The sequence below is a fragment of the Streptomyces sp. NPDC001204 genome (genome assembly GCF_053598035.1).
In genome coordinates this window covers 471,541-496,884 of the sequence record NZ_JBSFJL010000002.1, presented here as the reverse complement: position 1 = coordinate 496,884, position 25,344 = coordinate 471,541, and the positions used below count along the sequence as shown (strand labels likewise).

The 25,344-nt window shown below is 71.7% G+C and carries 24 protein-coding genes; 11 read left to right on the top strand and 13 right to left on the bottom strand.

What is annotated here, in order from left to right:
• Positions 1–46 precede the first annotated feature (46 nt).
• A complete protein-coding gene (gene recO, locus ACWC91_RS05060; RefSeq protein WP_172632975.1) occupies positions 47–793 on the bottom strand; it encodes a DNA repair protein RecO in 747 nt (248 codons plus the stop codon).
• A gap of 80 nt (positions 794–873) precedes the next feature.
• Here recO and bla point away from each other — a divergent pair, with 80 nt between their 5' ends.
• Positions 874–1,881, top strand: coding sequence for a class A beta-lactamase (bla, locus tag ACWC91_RS05055; protein ID WP_450640901.1), 1,008 nt, complete (start codon positions 874–876; stop codon positions 1,879–1,881).
• A gap of 130 nt (positions 1,882–2,011) precedes the next feature.
• Here the strand turns inward: bla and ACWC91_RS05050 are convergent, their stop codons facing one another.
• On the bottom strand, positions 2,012–2,482 hold the full coding sequence (locus tag ACWC91_RS05050; protein WP_450640900.1) for a protein-tyrosine phosphatase family protein: 471 nt from the start codon (positions 2,480–2,482) through the stop codon (positions 2,012–2,014).
• A 248-nt stretch (positions 2,483–2,730) separates the two neighbouring features.
• Between ACWC91_RS05050 and ACWC91_RS05045 the strand changes: the two genes are divergently transcribed.
• On the top strand, positions 2,731–3,954 hold the full coding sequence (locus tag ACWC91_RS05045; protein WP_281154727.1) for a GNAT family N-acetyltransferase: 1,224 nt from the start codon (positions 2,731–2,733) through the stop codon (positions 3,952–3,954).
• Here the strand turns inward: ACWC91_RS05045 and ACWC91_RS05040 are convergent.
• From ACWC91_RS05040 to leuA, 3 genes are all read right to left on the bottom strand, one after another.
• Entirely contained in the window at positions 3,944–4,888 is a 945-nt protein-coding gene (locus tag ACWC91_RS05040; protein WP_450640916.1) for an FAD-dependent oxidoreductase, read from the bottom strand. The genes ACWC91_RS05045 and ACWC91_RS05040 overlap by 11 nt on opposite strands.
• A 383-nt stretch (positions 4,889–5,271) precedes the next feature.
• Positions 5,272–5,970: a TerB family tellurite resistance protein gene (locus tag ACWC91_RS05035; protein WP_225075073.1), complete on the bottom strand. Its 699-nt coding sequence runs from the start codon at positions 5,968–5,970 to the stop codon at positions 5,272–5,274.
• 195 nt (positions 5,971–6,165) lie between these two features.
• The gene (gene leuA / locus ACWC91_RS05030) at positions 6,166–7,887 is read right to left on the bottom strand and encodes a 2-isopropylmalate synthase (RefSeq protein ID WP_281154729.1); all 1,722 of its coding nucleotides are present in this window, start codon (positions 7,885–7,887) and stop codon (positions 6,166–6,168) included.
• 394 nt (positions 7,888–8,281) lie between these two features.
• Between leuA and ACWC91_RS05025 the strand changes: the two genes are divergently transcribed.
• The 8 genes from ACWC91_RS05025 (at position 8,282) to ACWC91_RS04990 (ending at position 14,912) form a co-directional block, all read left to right on the top strand.
• Positions 8,282–9,364, top strand: coding sequence for a M4 family metallopeptidase (locus ACWC91_RS05025; RefSeq protein ID WP_450640899.1), 1,083 nt, complete (start codon positions 8,282–8,284; stop codon positions 9,362–9,364).
• Between the two features lie 20 nt (positions 9,365–9,384).
• A complete protein-coding gene (locus tag ACWC91_RS05020) occupies positions 9,385–9,651 on the top strand; it encodes a protealysin inhibitor emfourin (RefSeq protein ID WP_141361088.1) in 267 nt (88 codons plus the stop codon).
• A 46-nt stretch (positions 9,652–9,697) separates the two neighbouring features.
• Positions 9,698–11,062, top strand: coding sequence for a GH1 family beta-glucosidase (locus ACWC91_RS05015; protein ID WP_374113898.1), 1,365 nt, complete (start codon positions 9,698–9,700; stop codon positions 11,060–11,062).
• 144 nt (positions 11,063–11,206) lie between these two features.
• Positions 11,207–12,298: a PhoH family protein gene (locus ACWC91_RS05010; RefSeq protein WP_141361084.1), complete on the top strand. Its 1,092-nt coding sequence runs from the start codon at positions 11,207–11,209 to the stop codon at positions 12,296–12,298.
• Positions 12,299–12,310: 12 nt separating this feature from the next.
• Positions 12,311–12,808 (top strand): rRNA maturation RNase YbeY, encoded by a 498-nt coding sequence (gene ybeY, locus ACWC91_RS05005; RefSeq protein ID WP_141361081.1) that lies wholly within the window; start codon positions 12,311–12,313, stop codon positions 12,806–12,808.
• 8 nt (positions 12,809–12,816) lie between these two features.
• Positions 12,817–14,127, top strand: coding sequence for a hemolysin family protein (locus tag ACWC91_RS05000; protein ID WP_450640896.1), 1,311 nt, complete (start codon positions 12,817–12,819; stop codon positions 14,125–14,127).
• Positions 14,124–14,483, top strand: coding sequence for an MmcQ/YjbR family DNA-binding protein (locus ACWC91_RS04995; protein WP_225075078.1), 360 nt, complete (start codon positions 14,124–14,126; stop codon positions 14,481–14,483). The genes ACWC91_RS05000 and ACWC91_RS04995 overlap by 4 nt, the downstream gene beginning before the upstream one ends.
• A 66-nt stretch (positions 14,484–14,549) precedes the next feature.
• Positions 14,550–14,912, top strand: a complete 363-nt coding sequence (locus tag ACWC91_RS04990) for a cytidine deaminase (protein ID WP_225075079.1) — start codon at positions 14,550–14,552, stop codon at positions 14,910–14,912.
• Between the two features lie 224 nt (positions 14,913–15,136).
• Here the strand turns inward: ACWC91_RS04990 and ACWC91_RS04985 are convergent, their stop codons facing one another.
• Complete coding sequence (locus ACWC91_RS04985) at positions 15,137–15,601, bottom strand: SDR family oxidoreductase (protein ID WP_450640894.1); 465 nt, start codon at positions 15,599–15,601, stop codon at positions 15,137–15,139.
• Between ACWC91_RS04985 and era the strand changes: the two genes are divergently transcribed.
• Positions 15,600–16,553, top strand: coding sequence for a GTPase Era (era, locus tag ACWC91_RS04980; RefSeq protein ID WP_225075081.1), 954 nt, complete (start codon positions 15,600–15,602; stop codon positions 16,551–16,553). The two genes, ACWC91_RS04985 and era, sit on opposite strands and share 2 nt — an antisense overlap.
• A 232-nt stretch (positions 16,554–16,785) precedes the next feature.
• Here era and ACWC91_RS04975 read toward each other — a convergent pair whose 3' ends face one another.
• The 7 genes from ACWC91_RS04975 to ACWC91_RS04945 form a co-directional block, all read right to left on the bottom strand.
• The gene (locus ACWC91_RS04975; RefSeq protein WP_225075082.1) at positions 16,786–18,891 is read right to left on the bottom strand and encodes a glycoside hydrolase family 31 protein; all 2,106 of its coding nucleotides are present in this window, start codon (positions 18,889–18,891) and stop codon (positions 16,786–16,788) included.
• 209 nt (positions 18,892–19,100) lie between these two features.
• A complete protein-coding gene (locus tag ACWC91_RS04970) occupies positions 19,101–20,222 on the bottom strand; it encodes a carbohydrate kinase family protein (protein WP_450640914.1) in 1,122 nt (373 codons plus the stop codon).
• A gap of 322 nt (positions 20,223–20,544) precedes the next feature.
• The gene (locus tag ACWC91_RS04965; protein ID WP_450640892.1) at positions 20,545–21,834 is read right to left on the bottom strand and encodes a glucarate dehydratase family protein; all 1,290 of its coding nucleotides are present in this window, start codon (positions 21,832–21,834) and stop codon (positions 20,545–20,547) included.
• Complete coding sequence (locus ACWC91_RS04960; RefSeq protein WP_376501003.1) at positions 21,831–22,796, bottom strand: 5-dehydro-4-deoxyglucarate dehydratase; 966 nt, start codon at positions 22,794–22,796, stop codon at positions 21,831–21,833. The genes ACWC91_RS04965 and ACWC91_RS04960 overlap by 4 nt, the downstream gene beginning before the upstream one ends.
• Positions 22,797–22,974: 178 nt before the next feature.
• Entirely contained in the window at positions 22,975–23,967 is a 993-nt protein-coding gene (locus ACWC91_RS04955) for an adenosine deaminase (RefSeq protein WP_450640891.1), read from the bottom strand.
• 20 nt (positions 23,968–23,987) lie between these two features.
• Entirely contained in the window at positions 23,988–24,893 is a 906-nt protein-coding gene (locus ACWC91_RS04950; protein WP_450640889.1) for a ribonuclease Z, read from the bottom strand.
• Positions 24,894–24,899: 6 nt separating this feature from the next.
• On the bottom strand, positions 24,900–25,253 hold the full coding sequence (locus tag ACWC91_RS04945) for a histidine triad nucleotide-binding protein (protein ID WP_225075087.1): 354 nt from the start codon (positions 25,251–25,253) through the stop codon (positions 24,900–24,902).
• Between the last annotated feature and the right edge of the window lie 91 nt (positions 25,254–25,344).

The window sequence follows — 25,344 nt, the reverse complement described above, 5'->3', positions numbered from 1 at the left end:
CGTCTCCCTTGTTTCGGGCGTACTGACGTACTGCTTGGTGGGCGTACTACTTTTCCACGTACCGAAGTGAGCGCAGCCCGCGCTCCAGGTGCCAGTGCAGGTAGGCGGAGACCAGTCCGCCGCCCTCCCTGACGTACCGCGGCTCGCACGCGTCCGCGGTCTCCCAGTCCCCCGTGAGCAGCGCGCCGAGCAGCGCGAGCGTCTGCGGCGAGGGTACGACGCTGCCGGGCACCCGGCAGTCGGCGCAGACCGAGCCGCCGGAGGCCACCGAGAAGAAGCGGTTCGGACCGGGCATCCCGCACCTGGCGCAGTCGCCGAAGGTGGGCGCGTAGCCGTTGACGGCCAGCGACCGCAGCAGGAAGGCGTCGAGCACGAGGTGCGGGGCGTGCTCGCCCCGGGCGAGGGTGCGCAGGGCGCCCACCAGCAGCAGGTACTGCTGGACGGCCGGCTCGCCCTCGTGGTCGGTGAACCGCTCGGCGGTCTCCAGCATGGCCGTCCCGGCGGTGTAGCGGGCGTAGTCGGTCACGATCCCGCCGCCGTAGGGGGCGATGGTCTCGCTCTGCGTGCACAGCGGCAGCCCCCGCCCCACCAGCTCGCTCCCCCGCGCGAAGAACTGCACGTCCACGTGCGAGAACGGCTCGAGCCGGGCCCCGAACTTCGACTTCGTCCGCCGCACCCCCCGCGCCACGGCCCGCACCCGCCCGTGCCCGCGGGTGAGCAACGTGATGATCCGGTCCGCCTCACCCAGCTTCTGGGTGCGCAGCACGATGCCGTCGTCGCGGAACAGACTCATGGGGTCCATTGTCACTCACGGCGGATGCGGGCGTGGCCGCGCCCGCGCCCCCTTCGGGCTCCCGGCGCGGCGCAACCGCGATGTCCCCGGCGACGTCGGTCACTGTGGAGATCGTCCTGTCCGCACCGACCGATCGTCCCGTCCGCACGGACCGATCGTTCCGTCCGCACCGACCGGAGGAGAGCGCCATCCGAGCCCCGAGGAAGTCCGCGCCGACCCGACGTGCCCTGCTGACCACCGCCGCCGCTCTCGCCGTGGCGACGGCCGCCGCCACGCCCGCGCACGCCCTGCCGGACGACGGCACCACCGCGCGCCTGCGCGCCCTGGAGCAGGGGCACGGCGCCCGGCTGGGCGTGCTCGCCCACGACCCCGCCACCGGCCGGACCGTCCGGTACCGGGCCGACGAACGCTTCCCGATGTGCTCGGTGTTCAAGACCCTGGCGGCGGCAGCGGTCCTGCGGGACCTGGACCGCCACGGCGAGGTCCTCTCGCGCCGCGTCCACTACACCGAGGCCGACCTGGTGCTGGAAGGCTCCGACCAGACCCGTGCGCACCTGGCCACGGGCATGACCATCGCCGAACTCGCCGACGTCGCCATCCGCTTCAGCGACAACACCGCCGGCAACCTGCTCCTGCGCGAGCTCGGCGGCCCCACCGCCGTCACCCGCTTCGCCCGCTCGCTCGGCGACCCGGTGACCCGCCTGGACCGCTGGGAGCCGGACCTCAACACCGCCGAGCCCTGGCGGCTCACGGACACCACGAGCCCGCGCGCGATCGGCCGCACCTACGCCCGTCTCGTCCTCGGGGACGCGCTGGACCGTCACGACCGCCGGCTGCTGACGCGCTGGCTGCTGAACAACACCACCAGCGCGAACCGCTTCCGCGCGGGCCTGCCGCCGACCTGGACGGTCGCGGACAGGACGGGCTCCGGTGCCCACGGCACCACCAACGACGTGGGCATCGCGTGGACCGAGTCCGGTTCCCCCGTGGTCCTGGCCGTGCTGTCGGCCAAACCGGCCCGGGACGCCCCCTACGACGACGCCCTCGTGGCCCGGACCGCCGCCGCGGTGGCGGAGGCACTGGCATAGGCACGGCGCACGGCGCTCAGGGCGCCTCGCCGCGGCTGCGGGCGTTGGCGTACGCCGCCGCGTGAGCCGCTGGGTCGGGGTCGCGATTCCCGGGGAACGCCCGCCGGCGCGGGAGCAGTCACAGCGACGGTCACAGCGACGGCGTGAAGTGCCGTACGTACCGCTTCTGCCACGGTGTCTCCACCGCGTGCCGGTCGTAGTGGGTTCTGACGTAGGCGACGGCCTCGTCCGCCGGTACGCCGTCGAGGACCGCCAGGCAGGCCAGGGCCGTGCCGGTGCGGCCCCGACCGCCGGCGCAGGCCAGTTCGACGCGTTCGGCGGCGGCGCGGGCCCAGGCGTCGGTGAGCACCGAGCGGGCCTCCTCACGGTCCGCCGGGAGGCGGAAGTCCGGCCAGCGCAGCCAGCGGGACGCCCAGGGGGTCGCGGGCGGCTGTTCGCCGAGGAGGTAGACGCCGTACGACGGGGTCTGCGCCGACGGGTCGAGGTCATGGCGCAGGCCTCTGCCCCGTACCAGCCGTCCGGACGGCAGTCGCAGGACGCCCGGGGTCCGCTCGTCCCACGGCTCCTCCTGTCCGGCAAAGTGCTCGTGCTCCCCGTTCACGGCTCCGGCGTCCCCTTCCGACATGTCCGTCGCGGCGCGGCGACTATACAAGCCGGGTGTCCGAAGCCGCTGCCTCCAGGAAGTCGTCCCCGCTCACGGGACAGACAGCCGGCGAGTGGTCGGCAAGGCCAGGGCAGGCCGCCGAGGAGCACCGACCGGGGGATTGCGCAGGCAGGACCCGCACCCCCTGTACATCACACATTCGATCTGTAGGATCCCCCCACACTCCGACCGGCTGAACGGACCCCATGGACATGGCCGCATGGTCTACCCGGATGGCCCTCCCCGCTGATCTCGCCCAGCTCCGAGCCCTGTTGGCCGATGCGTGTGACGCGGCCGTCGTGCCGTCGCCGGCACTCCTTGCCGAGGCCCTTGAGCGCAGGCTGGTTCGAGTGGCCGAATCCTCGGGCGAGTTGGTGGGTTGCGTCGCCGCGGAGATGCCTTCCCCGGGACACGTGCGCCTGTCGGTGATCGCGGTCCGGGCCGGGATGCGCCGGAACGGCGTGGCATCACAGCTCCTGGCCGAGATGCTGCGGCAGGTTCCACAAGGGTCCGGCGAACCGCCGCTGGTCTCCGCCATAGCGAACACCGAGCAGCCGACGGTGACGCGCCTCTTACTGGCGTGCGGCTTCATAGGAACTCGGGTCATGCACACCGGCGGTACGGATGACGTGCTTTCCATCCACTTCCAGCACACGACGCGCGTCGAATACATCGATCCGGATGCGCGGCATCTCGTTCACACAAGCGCCCGTGAACAGCTCATGGAATCCTTGACACCCGCCGACCACGCCGTAACGGCCCTGGTCACCCTGTCCGGTGCGCCCGCATTCGAAATCGCACGCTTCGAGCGGGACGACCCGGCGACCCTGCAGTCCGGGGAAGCCGCAGCGGGCATAGCCTTCTCCGGTTCCATTCTCGCCGCTGTGACGTTCCTCCTGGGCTTCGCCTTCGCATCGAAACGATTCCCCGACGATGTCCGTCTGCTGCTCATCGGAGCAACCTTCAGCACCGTGCTCTCTCTGATCGTGTACGCGAGCGCCTCCGGTGAACTTGCCCGAATACGCTCGAACTCGTTCGGCAAGATCATGAAGTGGGGGAATGTGCTGTCCGAGTACGGCGGCGTGTTGCCTTTCGTGATCTCGCTTCCCGTCACTTACGCCCAGGTCAGCAGCAATCCATGGACGACCATGGTTCTGGCCGTCGTGCTGAGCGCCGCAATCGCCTGGTACGAGCATTCCGAGTTTTCCATCGCTTTCCGATTTCGCCGGAGCCGGAGCGAAATCGCTTTGATGGTGTTCACCGCCGTCTCGCCGGTACTCGGCGCGGCGCTCGTGACAACGAAGACCACCAGCTGGCCGTGGACCGCCGCCCTGGCCGCCGCGCTGGCGATACGGACCTGGTTGTACCTCTTCCGCAGAGGCTCGGAGCAGGGAATCACGGAGCGCCGGCAGTGGCAGATCAGGGAATGAGCCCGGTCGCCCTGCGGACCCGCTCGGCGACCTCACGGGCGCACCCCCACGACAGGGTCAGTCCAGCTCCGCCATGACCGTAGTTGTGCAGGAGCAGTGTGCCCTTGCGGGGCTCCCCTTCGAGCCGCACCTCCTCCCGCGCCGGCCGCAGCCCGACCCGGTGCGCGAGTACGCGGGCGCCCGCGAGGGACGGTTCGATCGCGACGCAGCGCTCAACGATCTCCCGAGCCGCGGCCTCGTCGGGGCGCAGGTCCCAGTTCCCGGACACCGCCGTCCCCCCAAGGACCACGGCGTCGGAGTGCGGGTAAATGTAGGTGAGCTCGTCGGCCCCCGGGGTGTCGTCGCAGAAGAACGACCGAATACCCGGATTCTCGACCACCACCAGCTGACCGCGCACCGCCTCGACCGAGGGGTCCGCCGCCAGCGAACGGGCCCCCGAACCCGAGCAGTTGACGACCACCGGCGCTTCGTGCACCGCTTCTTCGAGCGTGTTGTAACGGCGACGGCGGAGGTGACCGCCGGCCCGCTCGAGCCGGCGGGCCAGGTAGCGCAGGTATCGCGGCATGTCGACGACGGGGGCACGATAACGCCACCCGGACAGGAAACCCGGGCGCAGTTCACCGCGTTCACAGACGCGCGCTCCGACCAGGCCGCCCCACTCCGGCATCCCGCGGGAAATCCGGGACTCGTGCGTCCCTTCCACCCGTCGGATCCCCGTGTCCGCGTCGGCGCTCAACGTGTTCAGCACCGACAGGGTCACACGGCTCCACCGGTCGACCAGGTGAGCGGGTTCCACCAGGTACGGATCCCACATCGCGCCCGCGGCTGCCGAGGTCGTCTCGTCCGGGGACCGATCCGTGTCCACGCGTACGTCCATTCCGGACTCCGCCAGACACACCGCTGTGGTGAGTCCCACGACTCCGGCACCGATCACCACCACGCCGGCCGACAATGCACACCTCCGTGTGGTTGTTCTCCTCGCCCCCGCCCGGGCGGCGTCCCCGCGTCCGCAACTGTTCGAACCACCGTACGCCCCACGTCTGCCACGACGTCTTCGCGGTGTGCCCGACGTGGCGGCAACACGTCTCCCCGCCCCCGCGAGGTGACCGCGCGCCATGAGAGTCAGGGGGTGGTCCGGGCCGCGGACGCGAGCCTGGTCGTCGGCCGGCCGTGTGCACTCGGCGAGGGCCACGCGCACCCGCCCGGCACGGCGGGCCGCGACCGCCACGAGGCGGCGCGCGTCGGACGTCCACAGATGGTCGGGACCGTACAGCCGCTCACAGTCGACGACCCGCGCTCGGGCCACCCGCGGTGCCGCTACGAAGGTGTGCGCGCCGCCGTCAGCAGCCGGGTCACCTCGTCCGTGCAGATGGTCAGGGCCGCGCCGACGGTGCTGAGGGTGTCGTGTTCGGCGGGGGTGTAGGGGCCGTCGGCCAGGGCGATGCGGGCGGCCTGGAGGAGGATCGACTCCCGGCCCGCGGGGGCCAGGTGCGGGGCGAGCGGGTCGAGGGCCTCGTGCAGCTCTATGGCCAGGCCCGCGCCGCACGGCTGGTCGCCGTAGGCGCGCCCGGTGTCCGCGGCCAGCGCCTCGACCAGGGCGGCCAGCTGCTCCTCGGTGCAGTCGGCCAGGCCGGCCGCGCGGACGGTGGCCGCGGCGGTCTCCAGGGCCGTACGGGAGCCGGTTCCGCCCGCGGACAGCACCGCCAGGGCGACCGTGTGCACGGCGTCGCGGAGCATCGCGGAGAAGCGGGTGGTCGTCGGATGGTCCAGGACGTCCGTGCCGAAGTGGCCGCCGCAGGCGGCGCACTCGACGACCGGCCCGGCCGTGCCGCGCGGCAGCAGCGGTACGCCGAGGACGGTGAAGCGCCGACGCCCGCTCAGCCGCTGGTAGTTGCGGTCCCCGCCGCAGCCGGGGCAGAAGAACTCGCCGTCGCCGACCGGCGTCCACGCGGTACGGGTGCCCAGCAGTCGGGCAAGCCAGGTGACACGGCCGTTTCGTCCTCGTACTGGCAGCACGTCCCACCTCCGTAACGGCACGGCAACATCGCCGCACTGGCGTGATGTTAGCCACATTGTCGAGGTGTCGTCAGCACCCCGGAGGAGACCTTTCCGTGACCTGCGGCGGAGACTGGCCGATAGTCGTCGGGCGCACGACGGGGCCCCGACCGCCTCAGCAGGCGGCCGGGGCCCCGAAAGCGCCGGTCAGAGCGGTCAGCGCGCCGCGCGGTTGACGGCCGAGACGACCGCCTTCAGCGACGCACGTGTCGTGTTCGCGTCGATGCCGATCCCCCACAGGACCTTGTCGTCGATCGCGCACTCGATGTACGAGGCGGCCTGGGCGGAGGCGCCCTCGCTCATCGTGTGCTCCTGGTAGTCCAGCAGGCGTACGTCGACGCCGATGGAGTGCAGGGCGTCGAAGAAGGCCGAGATCGGACCGTTGCCGGAGCCGGTGAGAACGGTGTCCTCGCCGTCGACGGTGGCCTCGACGGTGAGCGTGTCGACCCCGTCGGTGTCCGTCGTCGACTGGCCGGTCCTGACCTGGATGCGGCCCCAGGGGTTCTCCGGAATGGGCAGGTACTCGTCCTGGAAGGCCGCCCAGATCTCCTTCGGCGTGACCTCGCCGCCCTCGGCGTCCGTCTTCGTCTGGATGATCTTCGAGAACTCGATCTGCATCCGGCGCGGCAGGTCCAGCTTGTGGTCGTTCTTCAGGACGTAGGCGACACCGCCCTTGCCGGACTGCGAGTTGACGCGGATGACGGCCTCGTAGGAGCGGCCGACGTCCTTGGGGTCGATGGGCAGGTAGGGCACCGCCCACTCGATGTCGTCGACCGTGACGCCCTTGGCCTTCGCGTCGGCCTCCATGGCGTCGAAGCCCTTCTTGATGGCGTCCTGGTGGGAGCCGGAGAAGGACGTGTAGACCAGGTCGCCCACGTACGGGTGGCGCGGGTGGACCTCCATCTGGTTGCAGTACTCCCACGTACGACGGATCTCGTCGATGTCGGAGAAGTCGATCTGCGGGTCGACGCCCTGCGAGAACAGGTTCACGCCCAGCGTGACCAGGTCGACGTTGCCGGTGCGCTCGCCCTGCCCGAACAGGCAGCCCTCGACGCGGTCGGCGCCGGCCATCAGCGCCAGTTCGGCGGCGGCGACGGCGGTGCCGCGGTCGTTGTGCGGGTGGACGGACAGGCAGACGTACTCGCGGCGGGACAGGTTGCGGTGCATCCACTCGAAGCGGTCCGCGTGCGTCGACGGCGTCGAACGCTCCACCGTGGCGGGCAGGTTGAGGATGATCTCGCGGCCCGGGCCCGGCTGGTACACGTCCATCACCGCCTCGCAGACCTCCAGGGCGAAGTCCAGCTCGGTGTCGGTGAAGATCTCGGGGCTGTACTGGTAGCCGAACTCCGTTTCCGGGCCCAGCAGTTTCTCGGCGTACTCCATCACCAGGCGGGTGCCGTCGACGGCGATCTGCTTGATGTCGTCCCTGGAGCCGCGGAAGACGACCCGGCGGAAGACCGGGGCGGTGGCGTTGTAGAGGTGGACGGTGGCGCGCCGGGCGCCCTTCAGGGACTCCACGGTCCGCTCGATCAGGTCCTCACGGGCCTGGGTCAGCACGGAGATCGTGACGTCCTCGGGGATCGCGCCCTCTTCCTCGATGATCGAGCGCACGAAGTCGAAGTCGGTCTGGCCCGAGGCCGGGAAGCCGACCTCGATCTCCTTGTAGCCCATCCTGACCAGCTGGTCGAACATCCGGCGCTTGCGCTCGGGCGACATCGGGTCGATCAGGGCCTGGTTGCCGTCGCGCAGGTCGGTGGAGAGCCAGCGGGGGGCGGCGGTGATCCGGCGGCCGGGCCAGGTGCGGTCGGGGATGTCGACCTGCTCGTAGCGGCCGTACTTGTGGATCGGCATGGAACTGGGCTGCTGGCGGTTGACCATGTTTGCGTGGGCTCCTCGAAAATTCCGCGGGTCCGCGGGTGCCGGTGAACGGCCGACGGCGCAACGCCGAACTCCGCGGGGAGGGGGTCGGCCTCGACTACAGGCCCTCGCCGCGGCAGCTAAGGAGAAGCAGCCCGAAACGCATGATGCTGCGCAGCCTAGCCGAGCCGCGCCGGATGCGCGGGCCCGTCCCAGTATGCGAAACCGAAGGGGCAAACAGGGCAAATAGTGCGCGATGTCACCGGTACCACCTCCCGACCACCCCCGGCCGCCCGCCACTCCGTCACGGACATCTATCACTCCGTGACGGAAGCACGGACCCCTTGCCCCGATATTTCACCAATCATGGTTGCGGGTGGTGACAGCGCGACCACACAGTGCAAGTGTGCCCGCTATGACGACCACGACGACCAACGGGGGCTTCGAGCCCGTCTTCTGCACCATCGTGCCGCCGCACGTCCTGGACCGCCTCGCCCGCAACGACGACCCCGCGCTCTCCGGACCCGCCCGCCGGACCCTGGAGCGCGACGCCTTCGAGCGCACCCGGCGGCGGCTGACCACCGTCATCGGCGCACCCGCCGTCGCCGCGCCCGCGGGCAAGCGGGACGGGCAGCCGCACCGCACCGTCTACGACGCCCGGCACGGCACCGACCTGCCCGGGAGGAAGGTGCGCGGCGAGGGCGAGGAGCCCGGCGGGGACGCCACGGTCAACCGCGCCTACGCCGGCCTCGGCGCCACCTTCGAGCTGTACCGCACGGCCTACCGGCGCGACTCGATCGACGGCAGCGGCCTGCCGCTGGACGCCACCGTGCACTACGACGAGAAGTACAACAACGCCTTCTGGAACGGCGAGCAGATGGTGTTCGGCGACGGCGACGGCGAGATCTTCCTGGACTTCACCATCCCGGTCGACGTCATCGGCCACGAGCTGACCCACGGCGTCACCCAGCACACCGCCAACCTGGCCTACTTCGGGCAGTCCGGCGCGCTCAACGAGTCGCTCTCCGACGTCTTCGGCTCGCTGATCAAGCAGTACACGCTCGACCAGACCGCCACCGAGGCCGACTGGCTGATCGGCGCCGGGCTGCTGGCCCCGGGCGTCAGCGGCACCGCGCTGCGCTCCATGAAGGCACCCGGCACGGCGTACGACGACGACGTGCTCGGCAGGGACCCGCAGCCGGCCACGATGGACCACTACGTCCACACGGGCAGCGACAACGGCGGCGTGCACATCAACTCCGGCATTCCCAACCACGCCTTCTACCTGGTCGCCACCGCGCTCGGCGGCCACGCCTGGGAGAGGGCGGGGCAGCTCTGGTACGACGTGCTGACCGGCGGCGAGCTGCACGAGGACGCGCAGTTCACCGACTTCGCCACGCTCACCGTGCGGGCCGCGCGGGAGCGGTACGGCACCGACGGCGGCGAACTCGAGGCCGTACGGAAGGCCTGGGAACAGGTGGGGGTGCGGACGCTGTAGTTCCGTACTAGACACGGACCATGCGGATTCGAGTGAGGCGCACAGGAGGGTTCGCGGGCATCGAGCGCCGCGCCGAGGTGGACGTCTCGGGGCGGTCCGACGCCCCGCAGTGGAGGGACCTGGCCGAGCGGGCGCTGGCCGCCGGCAAGGCCGCGCCGCCGGCCGGGGTGCCCGACGGCTTCAGCTACGAGATCACCGTGGACGGCCGGACGGTGTACGCGGCCGATCCCCGGCTGACCGGGGAGCAGCGCGAGCTCATCTCCCGCGTGCTCAAGGAGGGGGCGTGAGGTCCTTTTGCCGTCCGGGCGTTGACTTCCGTTACCTACGGTAAGGATGATCCCGCCCATGGCTACGAACCCGATACCCCGGTTCCCGGTCGGCTTCCTGTGGGGCGTGTCGACCTCGGCCCACCAGATCGAGGGGGCGGCCGACCGGCGCGAGCCGTCCGTGTGGGACACGTTCTCGGCCGAGCCGGGACGGGTCAAGGACGGCTCGACGGCGGCGGTGGCCTGCGACCACTACCACCGCCACCGTGAGGACGTGGCGCTGCTGGCCGGCCTCGGCGTGGACGGGTACCGCTTCTCCGTCTCCTGGCCCCGGGTGGACTCCCCCGGCGGCCTGGACTTCTACGACCGGCTGGTCGACGAGCTGTGCGCGGCGGGCGTCCGCCCGGTCCCGACCCTCTTCCACTGGGACCTGCCCGCCCGCCTCGACTGGCTGGAGCGGGACACGGCCGCGCGGTTCGCCGACCATGTGTCGGTGGTCGCCGAGCGCCTGGGCGACCGCGTGACGAAGTGGATCACGCTCAACGAGCCCGCCGAGCACACCCTGCTCGGCCATGCCCTCGGCGTGCACGCACCGGGGAAGCGGCTGCTGTTCGACGCGCTCCCGGCCGCCCACCACCAACTGCTCGCCCACGGCCTGGCGGTCCGCGCGCTGCGCGCGGCCGGGGCCGCGGACATCGGCATCGCCAACTCGCACAGTCCCGTCCGGCCGGCGTCCGGGGAGCAGGCGGACGTCGAGGCGGCCGGCTTCTACGACCTGCTGCTGCACCGCCTGTTCGCCGACCCGCTGCTGCTCGGCCGGTACCCCGAGGGGCTGGGCGAGCTGATGCCGGGCGCCCCCGCGGACGTCGACTCGGATCTGAAGGTCATCGCGGAGCCCCTGGACTGGTACGGCGTCAACTACTACGCCCCGACGCGGGTGGGCGCTCCGAGCGGCGAGGAGATCGAGTTCGGCGGTCTCACCCTGCCCGCCGAACTGCCCTTCTCGGTAAGGGAGATCGAGGGCCACCCGGTCACGGACTTCGGCTGGCCCGTGGTCCCGGAGGGGCTGACCGAGCTGCTGACCGGCCTGCGCGACCGCTACGGCGACCGGCTCCCGCCCGTCGTCATCACCGAGAACGGGTGCTCCTACGAGGGCCTCGACGACCAGGACCGCATCGCCTACCTGGACGGCCACATCCGCGCCCTCCACCGGGCCCTGGAGGCGGGCGTGGACGTGCGCGGCTACTTCGTGTGGTCGCTGCTGGACAACTGGGAGTGGGCGGAAGGCCTCGCCCGCCGGTTCGGCCTGGTGCACGTCGACTACGAGACCCTGGAGCGCACCCCGAAGGCGTCCTACCGCTGGTTCCGGGACCTGCTGCGGGCCCAGCGCGGGGCCGGGACGGAGGCCGGCGCGTCCCCCGTGCCGGACTGATCCAGCGCCGGGGTCGGCAGGGTCGCCCAGGTCGCCGAAAAGCCCTACGGCGTTGTCACTCCCCCGTCGTACCCTGGAAGCGCGAGGCCGCCCTCACTTGTGCGGCCGTGACGAGGAGGAACCGCAGGCCTTCAGCGCCGGCCCATGACTCAGACACCCGCAGCCAAGACCCCCGCGCAGGGGCAGGCCAGAGCACAGTTCACCGTCCCCGCCCAGCACCCCATGGTGACCGTGCTGGGGTCCGGCGATTCTCTCCTGCGCGTGATCGAGAAGGCCTTCCCGGGGGCCGACATCCATGTCCGGGGCAACGAGATCAGCGCGGTCGGCGACCCGGCGGACGTCGCCCTGGTCCAGCGCGTGTTCGACGAGATGATGCTGGTGCTCCGCACCGGGCAGCCGATGACGGAGGACGCAGTGGAACGCTCCATCGCCATGCTCAAGGCGAGCGAGAACGGCGAGAGCGACGGCCACGAGACCCCCGCCGAGGTCCTCACGCAGAACATCCTGTCCTCGCGCGGCCGCACGATCCGCCCCAAGACGCTCAACCAGAAGCGGTACGTCGACGCGATCGACAAGCACACGGTCGTCTTCGGCATCGGCCCCGCCGGCACCGGAAAGACCTACCTGGCCATGGCCAAGGCGGTGCAGGCGCTTCAGTCCAAGCAGGTCAACCGCATCATCCTGACCCGCCCGGCGGTCGAGGCCGGCGAGCGCCTGGGCTTCCTGCCCGGCACGCTCTACGAGAAGATCGACCCGTACCTGCGCCCGCTGTACGACGCGCTGCACGACATGCTCGACCCGGACTCCATCCCGCGTCTGATGGCGGCGGGGACGATCGAGGTCGCGCCGCTCGCCTACATGCGCGGCCGCACCCTCAACGACGCCTTCATCATCCTGGACGAGGCCCAGAACACCAGTCCCGAGCAGATGAAGATGTTCCTCACCCGGCTCGGCTTCGACTCGAAGATCGTCATCACGGGTGACGTCACCCAGGTGGACCTGCCCAACGGCCAGAAGTCCGGACTGCGGCAGGTGCAGGAGATCCTGGAGGGCGTCGAGGACGTCCACTTCTCCCGGCTGTCGTCGCACGACGTCGTACGGCACAAGCTCGTGGGCCGTATCGTCGACGCGTACGAGAAGTACGACAGCAGTCACGGCACCGAGAACGGCGCGCCGAGGACCGGCGGCCACGGCAGGGCCGGGCACGCGCACGGACACGGGCACAAGGGGAAGTAGACCAGCACCACCATGTCGATCGACGTCAACAACGAGTCGGGAACCGAGGTCGACGAGCGGGCGATCCTCGACATCGCCCGCTACGCACTCACCCGCATGCGCATCCACCCGCTCTCCGAGCTCTCGGTGATCGTCGTGGACGCCGACGCCATGGAGCAGCTGCACGTCCAGTGGATGGACCTGCCGGGGCCCACGGACGTCATGTCCTTCCCGATGGACGAGCTGCGGCCGCCCTCCAAGGACGACGAAGAGCCCCCGCAGGGCCTCCTCGGCGACATCGTGCTCTGTCCCGAGGTGGCCGCGAAGCAGGGTGCCGAGGCTCCGACACAGCACTCCATGGACGAGGAGCTCCAGCTGCTCACCGTCCACGGCGTGCTGCACCTGCTCGGCTACGACCACGAGGAGCCGGACGAGAAGGCCGAGATGTTCGGTCTGCAGGCAGCGATCGTGGACGGCTGGCGTGCCGAGCAGGGCCTGCACGGCCCGTCCCCGGCGCCCACCGTCTCGTAAGCCCGCCCATGAACCCACAGATCGTCGTCGGCGCGATCGCGCTCGTCGTCGTCGCCTGGCTCGCCGCCTGCGCGGAGGCGGGCCTCGCACGGGTGTCCAGCTTCCGTGCCGAGGGGGCCGTGAAGTCGGGCCGCCGCGGCAGCGCCAAGCTGGCCCAGGTCGCCGCCGACCCGACCCGCTACCTCAACCTGGCGCTGCTGGTCCGCGTGACCTGCGAGATGGCGGCGGCCGCCCTGGTCACCTACGCGTGTCTGGAGGCGTTCTCCGGCACGGCCCAGGCGCTGGTCGTCGCCATCGCGGTCATGGTGCTCGTCTCGTACGTGGCCGTCGGGGTCTCCCCGCGCACCATCGGCCGCCAGCACCCGCTGAACACGGCGACCGCCGCGGCGTACGTGCTGGTGCCGCTCGCGCGGGTGCTGGGCCCGCTCCCCTCGCTGCTGATCCTCATCGGCAACGCGCTGACCCCCGGCAAGGGGTTCCGGCGCGGCCCGTTCGCCTCCGAGGCGGAGCTGCGCGCCCTGGTCGACCTGGCCGAGCAGGAGTCGCTCATCGAGGACGAGGAGCGGCGCATGGTGCACTCGGTCTTCGAACTGGGCGACACCCTCGTGCGCGAGGTCATGGTGCCGCGCACCGACCTCGTGGTGATCGAGCGGTACAAGACCATCCGCCAGGCCCTCACGCTGGCGCTGCGCTCCGGCTTCTCTCGGATCCCGGTCACCGGCGAGAGCGAGGACGACATCGTCGGGATCGTCTATCTGAAGGACCTGGCCCGCAAGACGCACATCAACCGGGACGCCGAGAGCGAGCTGGTGTCGACGGCGATGCGTCCGGCCGTCTTCGTGCCGGACACGAAGAACGCCGACGACCTGCTGCGCGAGATGCAGAAGGAACGCAACCACGTCGCCGTCGTCATCGACGAGTACGGCGGCACGGCCGGCATCGTCACCATCGAGGACATCCTCGAGGAGATCGTCGGCGAGATCACCGACGAGTACGACCGCGAGCTGCCGCCGGTGGAGCCGCTCGGCGACGACCGCTACCGCGTCACCGCGCGCCTGGACATCACGGACCTGGGCGAGCTGTACGGCCTGGAGGAGTACGACGACGAGGACGTGGAGACGGTCGGCGGGCTGCTCGCCAAGGCCCTGGGCCGGGTTCCCATCGCGGGCGCGTCGTCGGTCGTGGAACTGCCCGACGGCCGGGAGCTGCGGCTGACCGCGGAGGCCGCGGCCGGCCGCCGGAACAAGATCGTGACCGTGCTCGCGGAGCCGGTGGGGCCTGCGGCCCCCGCCGGGGACGGGGGGGGGAAGCCGGAATGAGCCCGGAGGAGCTGCGCGCCCTCTGCCTGTCGTTCAACGCGGTGGTGGAGGACTTCCCCTTCAACCCGGAGACCTCGGTCTTCAAGGTCCAGGGCAAGCTGTTCGCGCTGTCGGCCCTGGACTCCCGGCCGCTGAAGGTCAACCTCAAGTGCGACCCGGAGGACGCGATCCGGCTGCGCGCCGAGTACGAGGGCCTGATCGTCCCCGGCTGGCACATGCACAAGCGCCACTGGAACACGGTCACGGTCGACGCCGGACTCCCGGACCGCCTGGTCCGCGAGCTCGTCGAGGACTCCTACGACCTGGTCGTGGCGGGGCTGCCGCGCGCGGACCGGCTCCGTCTCGACCGGGCCTGAGCACCCGGACTCCGCGGCCGCCGGGGTGATCTCGGCGGCCATCGGGGCGGCTCTTATGCTCGGGGCATGACCGAGACCAACGCGCTTGATCCCGAGGACCTCAAGATCGTCACCCTGGCCCGTTCGGCCCGGGCCCGCAACGGTGTGCCGGAGGGCGCGGCCGTGCGGGACGAGACGGGGCGTACGTATGTCGCCGGGTCGGTGCACCTCGCCTCCCTGAAGCTGAGCGCCCTCCGGACGGCGGTGGCGATGGCCGTCGCGTCCGGGGCGACGTCCCTGGAGGCGGCGGCGGTGGTCAGCGAGGCGGAGGAGATCGCCCCGGAGGACCGGGCCGCCGTACGGGATCTGGGCGGCGCCGCCACACCGGTCCTGCTGGCCGGCCCGGACGGCACCGTACGGCTCACCCTGCCGGCGGGCGAGGACGGCTGAGGCCTGACGGACGGGGCCCGGTGAGCGGGGCCTACCGGCCGGAGCCTGGTGACGGGGGCCTGACGCCCGGGGCTTGATGACGGGAGCCTAACGCCCAGGGCTCGGTGACGGGGGCCTGATACCCAGGGCTCGGTGACGGCGGCCTGATACCCAGGGCTCGGTGACGAGGCACCGCTCTCCGGCCGGCCGGCCGCGCCGCGCCGCGAGTGGTCGTGCGGCGTGGGTCAGCCGGTGCCGGCCTCGGAGGCCTCCTGGGCGGTGCGGCAGGCCGTCAGGCCGCCGTCGACGCGGATGTCGGTGCCGTTGATCCAGGCCGCGGAGTCGCTCAGCAGGAAGGCCACGACACGGGCGATGTCCGCCGGCTCCCCGAACCGACCGAGCAGCGCGCCGGCTCCCTCGACCTTGGCGACGCCGTGGTCCCGCTTGAAGTCGTCGAGGATCGGCGTGGCCACGGGCCCCGGGCTGACGGAGGTCACCCGGACCTGCGGGGCAGGTATTCGGCCGCGAGGTGTTCGGTGAGGTACCGCACGCACTGCTGCTACCTGGTCAACGGGATGACCACGGTCGGACAGCGCGGCGCCGTCCTCCAGGTGACCAACGCCCTGCGCAGCACCGGTGGCCTGTTCGCTCCGGCCGTCAGAGGACGCGTGTGCAGGCGTGGTCCGTGGATCAGGGACAATGGGCGCCATGAGCGTTCGCACCCAGTCATCCGAGCAGTCCGTCGAGGCTGCCCATCGGGCAGGCTTCGCCTGCTTCGTGGGCCGTCCCAACGCGGGCAAGTCCACCCTCACGAACGCTCTGGTCGGGCAGAAGGTGGCGATCACCTCGAACCGGCCCCAGACCACGCGGCACACCGTGCGGGGCATCGTCCACCGCCCGGACGCCCAGCTGATCCTGGTGGACACACCGGGCCTGCACAAGCCGCGCACGCTGCTGGGGGAACGGCTGAACGACGTCGTACGGACCACCTGGGCCGAGGTCGACGTGATCGGCTTCTGCCTGCCGGCCGACCAGAAGATCGGTCCCGGTGACCGGTTCATCGCGAAGGAACTGGCCGGGATCAAGAAGACGCCCAAGGTCGCGATCGTCACGAAGACGGACCTGGTGGACCCCAAGGCGCTCGCCGAGCAGCTGATCGCGATCGACCAGCTGGGCGAGGAGCTGGGGATCACCTGGGCGGAGATCGTTCCGGTGTCGGCGACGGCGAACAAGCAGGTGGACCTGCTGGCCGATCTGCTGGTCCCGCTGCTGCCCGAGGGGCCCGCGCTCTACCCCGAGGGCGACCTCACGGACGAGCCCGAGCAGGTCATGGTGGCCGAGCTGATCCGGGAGGCGGCGCTGGAGGGTGTGCGGGACGAACTGCCCCACTCCATCGCGGTGGTGGTGGAGGAGATGCTGCCCCGCGAGGACCGGCCTGCGGACAAGCCGCTGCTCGACATCCACGCCAACGTGTTCATCGAGCGGCCGAGCCAGAAGGGCATCATCATCGGGCCCAAGGGGAAGCGGCTCAAGGAGGTCGGGATCAAGTCCCGCAAGCACATCGAGGCGCTGCTGGGGACGCCGGTGTTTCTCGACCTTCACGTGAAGGTCGCCAAGGACTGGCAGCGCGACCCCAAGCAGCTCCGCCGCCTCGGCTTCTGACGGCTCGGTTCACCGGGGGCCCCTTCCTCCTGGGCCCCGCCCCCGCTTTGCCACCCGCCCGCCCGACTCGGTGGATTGAAAGTCCCGGCCCTGGGGCTCCGCCCCGGACCCCGGCGGGGGCTCTGCCCCCTGCACCCCAGGTCCGCCCACCCGCCGACCCGTCTCGGTGGATCGAGAAGGCACCTCCCTGGGGCCTCGGCGGGCCCTTCGCCCGCCCGGCGTCCTGTGGTTGTCAGCGCAGGGCACGTAGGGCCTTCTTCGCTTCCTTTGTGTTCAGGTTGACGAAGACCGGGGTGGCGTTCAGGGGGGTGGTGTAGGCCGGGATGGTTCGGGGGCCGCGCAGGGTGCGGGCGTGGGTGACGTCGTACCAGGTGCCCGGCGGGAGGTGGACGGCGCGGGCGGGTGCGTCGGTCAGTTGGGGGGCCGCCAGGATCGCGGGGCCCAGCATCCACTCGTCGGTGATCGTGTACGCCCGCTCGTCGTGCGGGAAGTCGAAGAAGAGCGGGCGCATGATCGGGTCGCCGGTGCGCAGCGTGTGCCGGACCTGGTCGCGGATGTAGGGGGCGAGGCGGCCGTGGCGGGCGATGGCCTCGCGGTAGAGGGCGGCGGTCCGCGCGTCGTACACCACCTTCCTGCCGGTCGTCACGTCGACGGTGTCGACGGGGGACGTGGAGGCGTACATGAGCGGCATCAGCGACGCGGCCTGGGCCCAGCGGACCAGGACCTGCCGGGTGGGGGCGGGCTGACCGCTGGAGCCGCCGATCATGTCGGTGGTGACGAAGGGGTAGCCGATGGTGGAGATGGCGAGGTTCTGCGTGACGGCGGCCCGCAGGGAGTTCCAGCCCGTGCCCTTGTCCAGCTGACGGGTGACGAACCCGGCCCGGTGGGCGGTGGTGTCCCAGTGGACGCGGATGCCGACGCCCTGGAGGTCGAACTTGTCGGCGAGTTGAGCGCCCAGGCGCTGGTAGTCGGTGGGTTCGGCGCCCGCGCGGGGAACGCACCGCTCGTCGAAGAAGCGGGTGTCGAACTTCAGCCCGTCCACGCCGTAGGTGCTCATCAGGCCGCGCAGCCGCCGCTCGTACCAGGCCCTGGCCTCCGGGTTGGCGAGGTCGACGATGCCGGCGGTGCCGTTCCACCAGGTGACGCGGCACGGCTCGGCGGGATCGGTGGCGGCGCCGAGCAGATAGCCGTGGTCGGCGGCGTACCGGTACTGGTCGGAGTCCAGGTTGATCCACAGCGTCACCCAGAGGCCGAAGCCGAAGCCGAGGGCGTGGATCCGGCGGGACATCGCCCCGGGGTCCGGGTAGGCCTTCGCGTCGAAGGTCATGTTCCCGTAGTCGGACTCCCACTTGTCGTCGAGCTGGAGCGTGTGCCCGGTGATCCCGTGGTCGTGCAGGTCCTGGGCGTAGCCGAGGAGCCGCGCCTGGTCGACGTGGGTGTAGAACTGCGCCCAGGAGTTCCAGACCGGCTCGGCGTACTGCCGCTGGGTGGCGTCGCTCTTGGCCGGCCTGCCCACGACGCCGACGTAGTCGCGGTAGACCTCCAGCGGCGTCGACTCGACGAAGACCGTGGCCCGGTAGGGGTCCGCGGACTCGATGTCGAAGCGGCCGAGACCGTCCTTGTCCTGGTTGATCGCGACGTTCATGACGTGCCCGGTGTCCACGTGCAGTCCGGCCGCCGAGGACGTGTACCAGAACGGGTCGACCATGTAGTAGGAGGCGGGCCCGAAGGCCGGGTCGGCGACCTGCCCGCTGTCGAGCGGCCAGGGCTGGTCGGTGGCGGGTCCGCCGTGCGGGGTCCGGGTCTCGCCGTGGCCGTACCAGTGGCCGGCGGACGGCAAGTCGTAGGCGAGGCCGAGGTGTTCGGGGGTGGTTCCCACGACCTGCCAGTCGAGCCGGTAGCGGTCGGCGGACGGGGTGACCCGGGCCCGTACGGTGACACCGGGCGTCGTCGTGGCGGCGGTGAGGGCGAGTGTGCCGTTCCGCCAGGTCCAGTCGGTGACACGGGTGGCGTGCTGCCATCTGCCGGCGTTCTGGAAGCGCAGTGCGCCGGTGTCGCCGCCCGCGGTGGCCAGAACCGTGCCGCCCGAACGGCTCGTCGTCAAGGAGAGTTGATTCCTCGCCACCCGTAATGCGTAACCGGGGGTGTTGCGGCCCGCCGGTACGGTCAGGGTGAGTTGACGCGCGGAGTGGGTGAACCGGGGCGCTCGGCGGTCGGGGGCGGCCCCGGTCCGCGGCCGCGCCTGGGCCGGTTCCGGCGTGGTCAACGCGACGGGCAGCGCGAGGACGAGGCCGGAAACGGCGAGGAGCACTCCGAGTCTGCGTGTTGATCTGCCCACGACGCGTGTCCTTCGACGGAGGGAGTCAGGAGGCCGGAGGCTGCTTGCCTCACCGTGCTCGGTCGCCGCCGATGATCGGGCGGCGGACGTCACCTGTCAACGACGTTCCCGGTCTTGGAGTCGTGGCGGAATCCACCGAATTCGCCGAGGACGTGGAATCCGCCGCAGCGGGCGGGCCGGCGCTCGGTCCCGGCACCGCGCGGCACCGGTCACGCCGGCCTGCGGAACCCGATGGTCGGCACGGCCCGGCGCCGCGGCCACGGCTCGACACTCGCCTCCGGAACCAGGTCCTCCAGGAACGCGTACCGCCGCAGGGCCGCCGGATCCTGGCCCTCGACCGACTGGACCCGGCGCCACCAGGCGGCGATCTCGGACCAGCCGGGGGCCGACAGGGAGCCGCCGAACTCCTGCACGGACAGGGCGGCGGTGAGGCCGGCGAAGGCGAGGCGGTCGGCCAGCGGCCAGCCGGCCAGGGTGCCGGTGACGAAGCCGGCCACGAAGACGTCGCCCGCGCCGGTCGGGTCCAGTGCCTCCACCGCGATGGCGGGCACCTCGGCGCTCTCCCCCGTGCGCCGGTCGACCGCGTAGGCGCCCTCGGAGCCGAGGGTGACCACCGCGAGCGGGACGAACGCGGTGAGCGCGTGCGCGGCGGCGCGCGGGCAGTCGGTGCCCGTGTAGCGCATCGCCTCCTCGGCGTTGGGCAGGAACGCCTCGCAGTGCTCCAGGTCGGACAGGCCCGCCAGGTCCCAGGCACCGGTGTCGTCCCAGCCGACGTCCCCGAAGATGCGCGTGCCCTCGCCCGCGGCCTGGGCGATCCACGGGGAGCGCCGGCCCGGCGTCAGGGAGGCCACGGCGGCACGCGCGCGGGGAGGGCACTCCGGGACGCCCTCCTGGAGGAACACGGCCTCCGGGGGCGGCTCGTGGCCGTGCGAGACCATGGTGCGCTCGCCCTCGTACGCCATGGAGACGGTGACCGGCGAGTGCCAGCCGGGCACGGTGCCGGACGGGGACAGGTCGATGCCCTCGCCCTGTTCCAGCGCGTCCCAGCAGTAGTCGCCGTAGTGGTCGTCGCCGAAGGCAGCCGCCAGGGACGTCCGCAGTCCCAGGCGGGCCAGCGCGGTCGCCATGTTGGCCACCCCGCCGGGGCTCGACCCCATCCCGCGCGCCCAGGACTCGGTCCCGCGCACCGGGGCGGAGTCGAGTCCGGTGAAGATGATGTCGAGGAAGACGGTGCCCGTGAGGTACACGTCCCAGGGCGGATCGTCCGCGGAGCGCAGCCCGGCCAGCGGGTCGACCTGGGCGTCGACGTGGGCGTGCGGTGCCCCGACGATGTACTCCCGGTCCTCCCGGTCCGCGAGGTTTCCCCGGTCCTCCCGGTCCTCCCGACCCTCCCGGTCCGCGAGGTTTCCCCGGTCCTCCCGGCGCGCGAGGTTTCCCCGGTCCTCCCGGTCCGCGAGGTTTCCCCGGTCCTCCCGGTCCGCGAGGTTTCCCCGGTCCTCCCGGTCCTCCCGGTCCTCCGGGTGAGCCGGTCCCGCTCCGGCGGACGTGTTGGACGCGGTCACGGTGCGCTCCCTGACGTGGTACTGGTCCGGCCAGTGTGCACCAGAGCGCCGACGACGCGTCGGCGCTCACGCCGGGGAGCGCGGACCGCGTCTACCAGCGGGGGGTCGGCGGGGCGGTCCAGCCCGGTTCGGCGACGCGCATCGCCGCCGCGTCGTCCCGGTCCCGCAGGCGGCCGTCGTCCTCGGCCCAGCGGCGGTGCAGGAAGGCCAGCCTGTCCCGGTCGAGTTCGACGCCGAGACCGGGGCCGTCGGGGACGGCGATCCGGCCGCCGTCGAAGGTGAGCCGCTCGGTCAGTACGTCCTCCGACTGCCAGGGGTAGTGGGTGTCGCAGGCATGGTGGAGGCCGGGCACGGTGGACGCCACGTGGGTCATCGCGGCCAGGCTGATCCCCAGATGGGTGTTGGAGTGCATCGACACACCGACGCCGAAGGCGGCGCACAGGGCCGCCAGGTGCTGGGTGTTGCGCAGGCCGCCCCAGTAGTGGTGGTCGGAGAGCAGCACCTGGACCGCGTTCGAGGTGAACGCCTCCTTGATCTCGGCGAAGGTCGTCACGCACATGTTGGTGGCCAGCGGCACGCCGGTCCGGGCGGCCACCTCGGCCATGGCGGGCGTGCCGAGGGCGGGGTCCTCCAGGTACTCCAGGACGTCCCCGAGCTGCCGGGCCACCTCCACGGAGGTCTCCACCGACCAGGCCCCGTTGGGGTCCAGCCGCAGCGGGTGTCCGGGAAAGGCCTCCGCCAGGGCCCGTACGGCGGCGATCTCCTCCCGGGGCGGGAAGACGCCGCCCTTGAGCTTGAAGGAGGTGAAGCCGTGGCGCTCGGTGAACCCGCGTGCCTGCTCCACCACCCCCGCCGGGTCGAGGGCGGCGCCCCAGTCGTCCTTCTCGCAGTCGACGCCCTCCGGATGCCCGGCCCACTTGTAGAAGAGGTAGGCGCTGTACTCGACGGAGTCGCGCACCTTGCCGCCGAGCAGCGCGTGCACGGGCAGGCCGAGCGCCTTGCCGAGGGCGTCCAGGCAGGCGACCTCGAAGCCGGACAGGACGGACAGGCGCAGTTTGTCGGCGGTCTGGACGCCGCGCAGCCCTCCGACGTCGACGGCGTTCTCCACCCGGGAGGCGTCCACGGCGAGATCGAGGCCGAAGAGGCCGTTCAGGTCGGTGATCCGACGTCCCGTCAGCCGGTCGGCGAGGGGGCGGGCCAGCTCCAGGTACTTGGTGTCGCCGTAGGTCTCGCCGTAGCCGGTGATCCCGTCGGCCGTCACCACCTCCACGATCAGGCGGGGGGTGTACGGCTGGTGGACGCCCTGGGTGTTCAGCAGCGGCGGGTCGGCGATCAGGATCGGGGTCAGCCGTACCTCGGTGACGGTGAGGTCGCGGGTCACAGGGCGGCCCCCACCATGTCGAGTCCCGCGTCCAGCAGTTCCCTCAGGTCGGCCAGGTCGGCGGGCGAGGGGTCGGTGAGCGGGGCCCGTACGGGTCCGACGGGGCGTCCGCGCAGCCGGGCGGCCGCCTTCACCAGGGACACGGAGTATCCGGGCACCCGGTCGCGCAGTTCGACGAAGGGGACGTAGAAGTCGCGCAGCAGCTTGTCGGCGGAGCCGCCGTCGCCGGACCGCAGCGCGGCGAAGAAGGCGTTCGCGATCTCCGGGGCGAAGGCGTGCACGGCGGAGGAGTAGGCGGGGACACCGACGGCCGCGTAGGCGCGGGCCTGCATCTCGGCGGTGGGGGCACCGTTGAAGAACAGGAACCCCTCGGGGGCGGCGAGGGTGAGCCGCTGGAGGGCGTCGAGGTCGCTGCGGCCGTCCTTGAGGCCGATGACCGAGGGGATCCGCGCGATGCGCCGGAACGCCTCCAGGCCGTACGCCACCTGACCGCGCTGGTAGGCGATGAGCGGCAGCCGGGTGCGGGCCGCGAGCTGTTCGAGCTGGGCGGCCAGTCCGTCCTGCGGGGCGGCGACGAGGTAGTGCGGCAGGACGAGGAGCGCGTCGGCGCCGGCCTCCTCGGCGATGCGCGCGAACCGTGCGGCCTGCACCCAGCCGTACCCGGCGCCCGCCACCACGGGCACCCGGCCCGCCGCCTCCTCGACGGCGGCCGAGACGACCTGGCGGTACTCGTCCTCGTCCAGCGAGAAGAACTCGCCGGTGCCGCAGGCCGGGAAGACGGCGCCGGGCGCGGTGGCGAGCTGAGCGGCCAGGTAGGCGCGGCAGCCGTCGGGGTCGAGCGACCCGTCGTCGTGGAACGCCGTCAGCGGGAAGGACAGCACACCGCCCGCCATCCCCTCCCGCAGTCTGCGCACCACATCGGACGGACCCGCGGTGTTCGTCTCCGGACTCACCCTGGCCATCTCCCCACATAGACGCTATCCATGTATGGGAACGGAGTTTAGAAACGCGAACATGCTCCGTCAACGGGCCTGCGGGGGTCGCGCGGTCGGCCGCCGGGAACCCGCAGACGTCCGGAAAGCCGCATGCGCCGGGCGCACAGGGCACCCGGCGCATGCGGGAGACGGGTTCGGCGGGGGCTTACGGGAACTCGTACGCCTCGACCTCGGCGAGGTACCGACGGCGCAGTTCCTCGTCGTGCTCCAGGAAGGAGGCGAGGAAGGAGTTGCGGGCCAGTTCGCGCAGCCGGTCCTCGCCAAGGCCCAGGGTGTCGCGGACGGCGTCGAAGTTGTCGCCGACGTAGCCGCCGAAGTATGCCGGGTCGTCGGAGTTGACCGTGCACAGCAGGCCGGCGTCCAGCATGGCGGGCAGCGGGTGGTCGGCCAGCGTGCCGACCGCGCGGAGGCGCACGTTCGACAGGGGGCACAGGGTCAGCGGGATCCGGTCGCGCACCAGGCGGGCGACCAGCTCCGGGTCCTCCACGCAGCGCAGCCCGTGGTCGACGCGCTCGACGCCGAGCACGTCGAGGGCCTGCGCGATGTACTCCGGCGGGCCCTCCTCGCCGGCGTGCGCCACGCGCCGCAGCCCGAGGGCGGCGGCGGCCTCGTACACCTCGCGGAACTTCGCCGGCGGGTGGCCCGCCTCGGCGGAGTCCAGTCCGATCCCCGCGATCCGGTCGAGGTACGGCTTGGCGGCCTCCAGCGTCTCCATGGCCGACTCGGCGGACTCGTCGCGCAGGAAGCACATGATCAGCCGGGTCGAGACGCCGTGCTTCTCCTGGCTGCGGCCCAGCGCCCGCCACAGCCCGTCGACGACCGTGCCCATGCCGACGCCCCGGGAGAGGTGGGCCTGCGGGTCGAAGAAGATCTCCGCGTGCCGCACGCCCTGCGCGGCGGCCCGCGCGAGATAGGCGTCGGCCAGGTCCTCGAAGTCCCGCTCGGTGCGCAGGACGGCCATGAGCCCGTAGTACAGGTTCAGGAAGGACTGGAGGTCCTCGAACCGGTAGGCCTCGCGGAGCGCGTCGGTGTCCGCGTACGGCAGCTCGACGCCGTTGCGCGCGGCCAGCTCGAAAGCCAGCTCGGGCTCCAGGGTGCCTTCGACGTGCAGGTGCAGTTCGGCTTTCGGCAGCGGCATCGGAACATCGTACGACCTGGTCAGCGACGTTTCGGAACCGGCACCCTGAGCAGGTCGTGCGCCACGGTCAGCTCGCCGTCGAACCCGGCCGCCCGCGCCTGCCGCTCGAAGTCGTCCGGGTCGGTGTACCGCTGGCTGAAGTGGGTGAGGACCAGATGCCGCACACCGGCGTCCCGCGCCACCCGCGCCGCCTGACCGGCCGTCAGGTGACCGAACTCGACGGCCAGCTGTTCGTCCTCGTCGAGGAAGGTCGACTCGATGACCAGCATGTCGCAGCCCTCGGCGAGCGCGTGCACGCCCTCGCACAGCCGGGTGTCCATGACGAACGCGAACCGCTGTCCGCGCCGCACCTCGCTGACGGCCTCCAGCGGCACCCCGTCCAGGGAACCCTCGCGCTGGACGCGGCCCACGTCCGGGCCCTTGATCCCGTGCGCGGCGAGCCGCTCGGGCAGCATGCGGCGCCCGTCCGGCTCGACGAGCCGGTAGCCGAAGGATTCCACCGGGTGGGAGAGCCGGCGGGCTTCGAGGGTGTACGCCGAGGTCGTCGCGAGGACGCCGTCGGCGTCGACCGGGGCCTCGGTGAGCTCGACCGTCTCGCGGTAGGCGGTGGCGTGGCGCAGGCGGTCGAAGAAGCGCCGGCCCGAACGCGGGTAGTGGGCGGTGATCTCGTGCGGCACCTGGTCGAGGTTGATCCGCTGGATCACCCCGGCCAGGCCGAGGCTGTGGTCGCCGTGGAAGTGGGTGACGCAGATCCGGTTCAGGTCGTGCGCCGCGACCCCGGCGCGCAGCATCTGGCGCTGGGTGCCCTCGCCGGGGTCGAACAGGATGCCCTCGCCGTCCCAGCGCAGCAGATAGCCGTTGTGGTTGCGGTGCCGGGTGGGCACCTGGCTGGCGGTGCCGAGGACGACCAGTTCACGTACGGACACGACGGCCTACCCGGGGGGCCACTCGAGGCCGCGGCCGCCGAGGACGTGCGCGTGGGCGTGCCAGACGGTCTGGCCCGCGCCGGAACCGGTGTTGAACACGATGCGGTAGCTGTCCAGCTTGTCCTCGTCGGCGATCGCCTGCGTCTCGCGCAGCACGTCCGCGGCGAGTCCGGGAGCCTCGGTGGCGAGGACCGCGGCGTCCTTGTAGTGCGCCCTGGGAATCACCAGGACGTGGGTGGGCGCCTGGGGGTTGATGTCCCGGAAGGCGACAGTCGTCTCCGTCTCGCGGACGATCGTGGCCGGGACCTGTCCCGCGACGATCTTGCAGAACAGGCAGTCGCCCTGGGGTTCCCCTGCCATGCGGGTGCTCCTCACGCCGGGTTGATCGGGTACGGGGGCATGGTATCCAGGGCGCGCGGATCCGGCCGGGTCCGGGGGCCTCGCCCCCCGG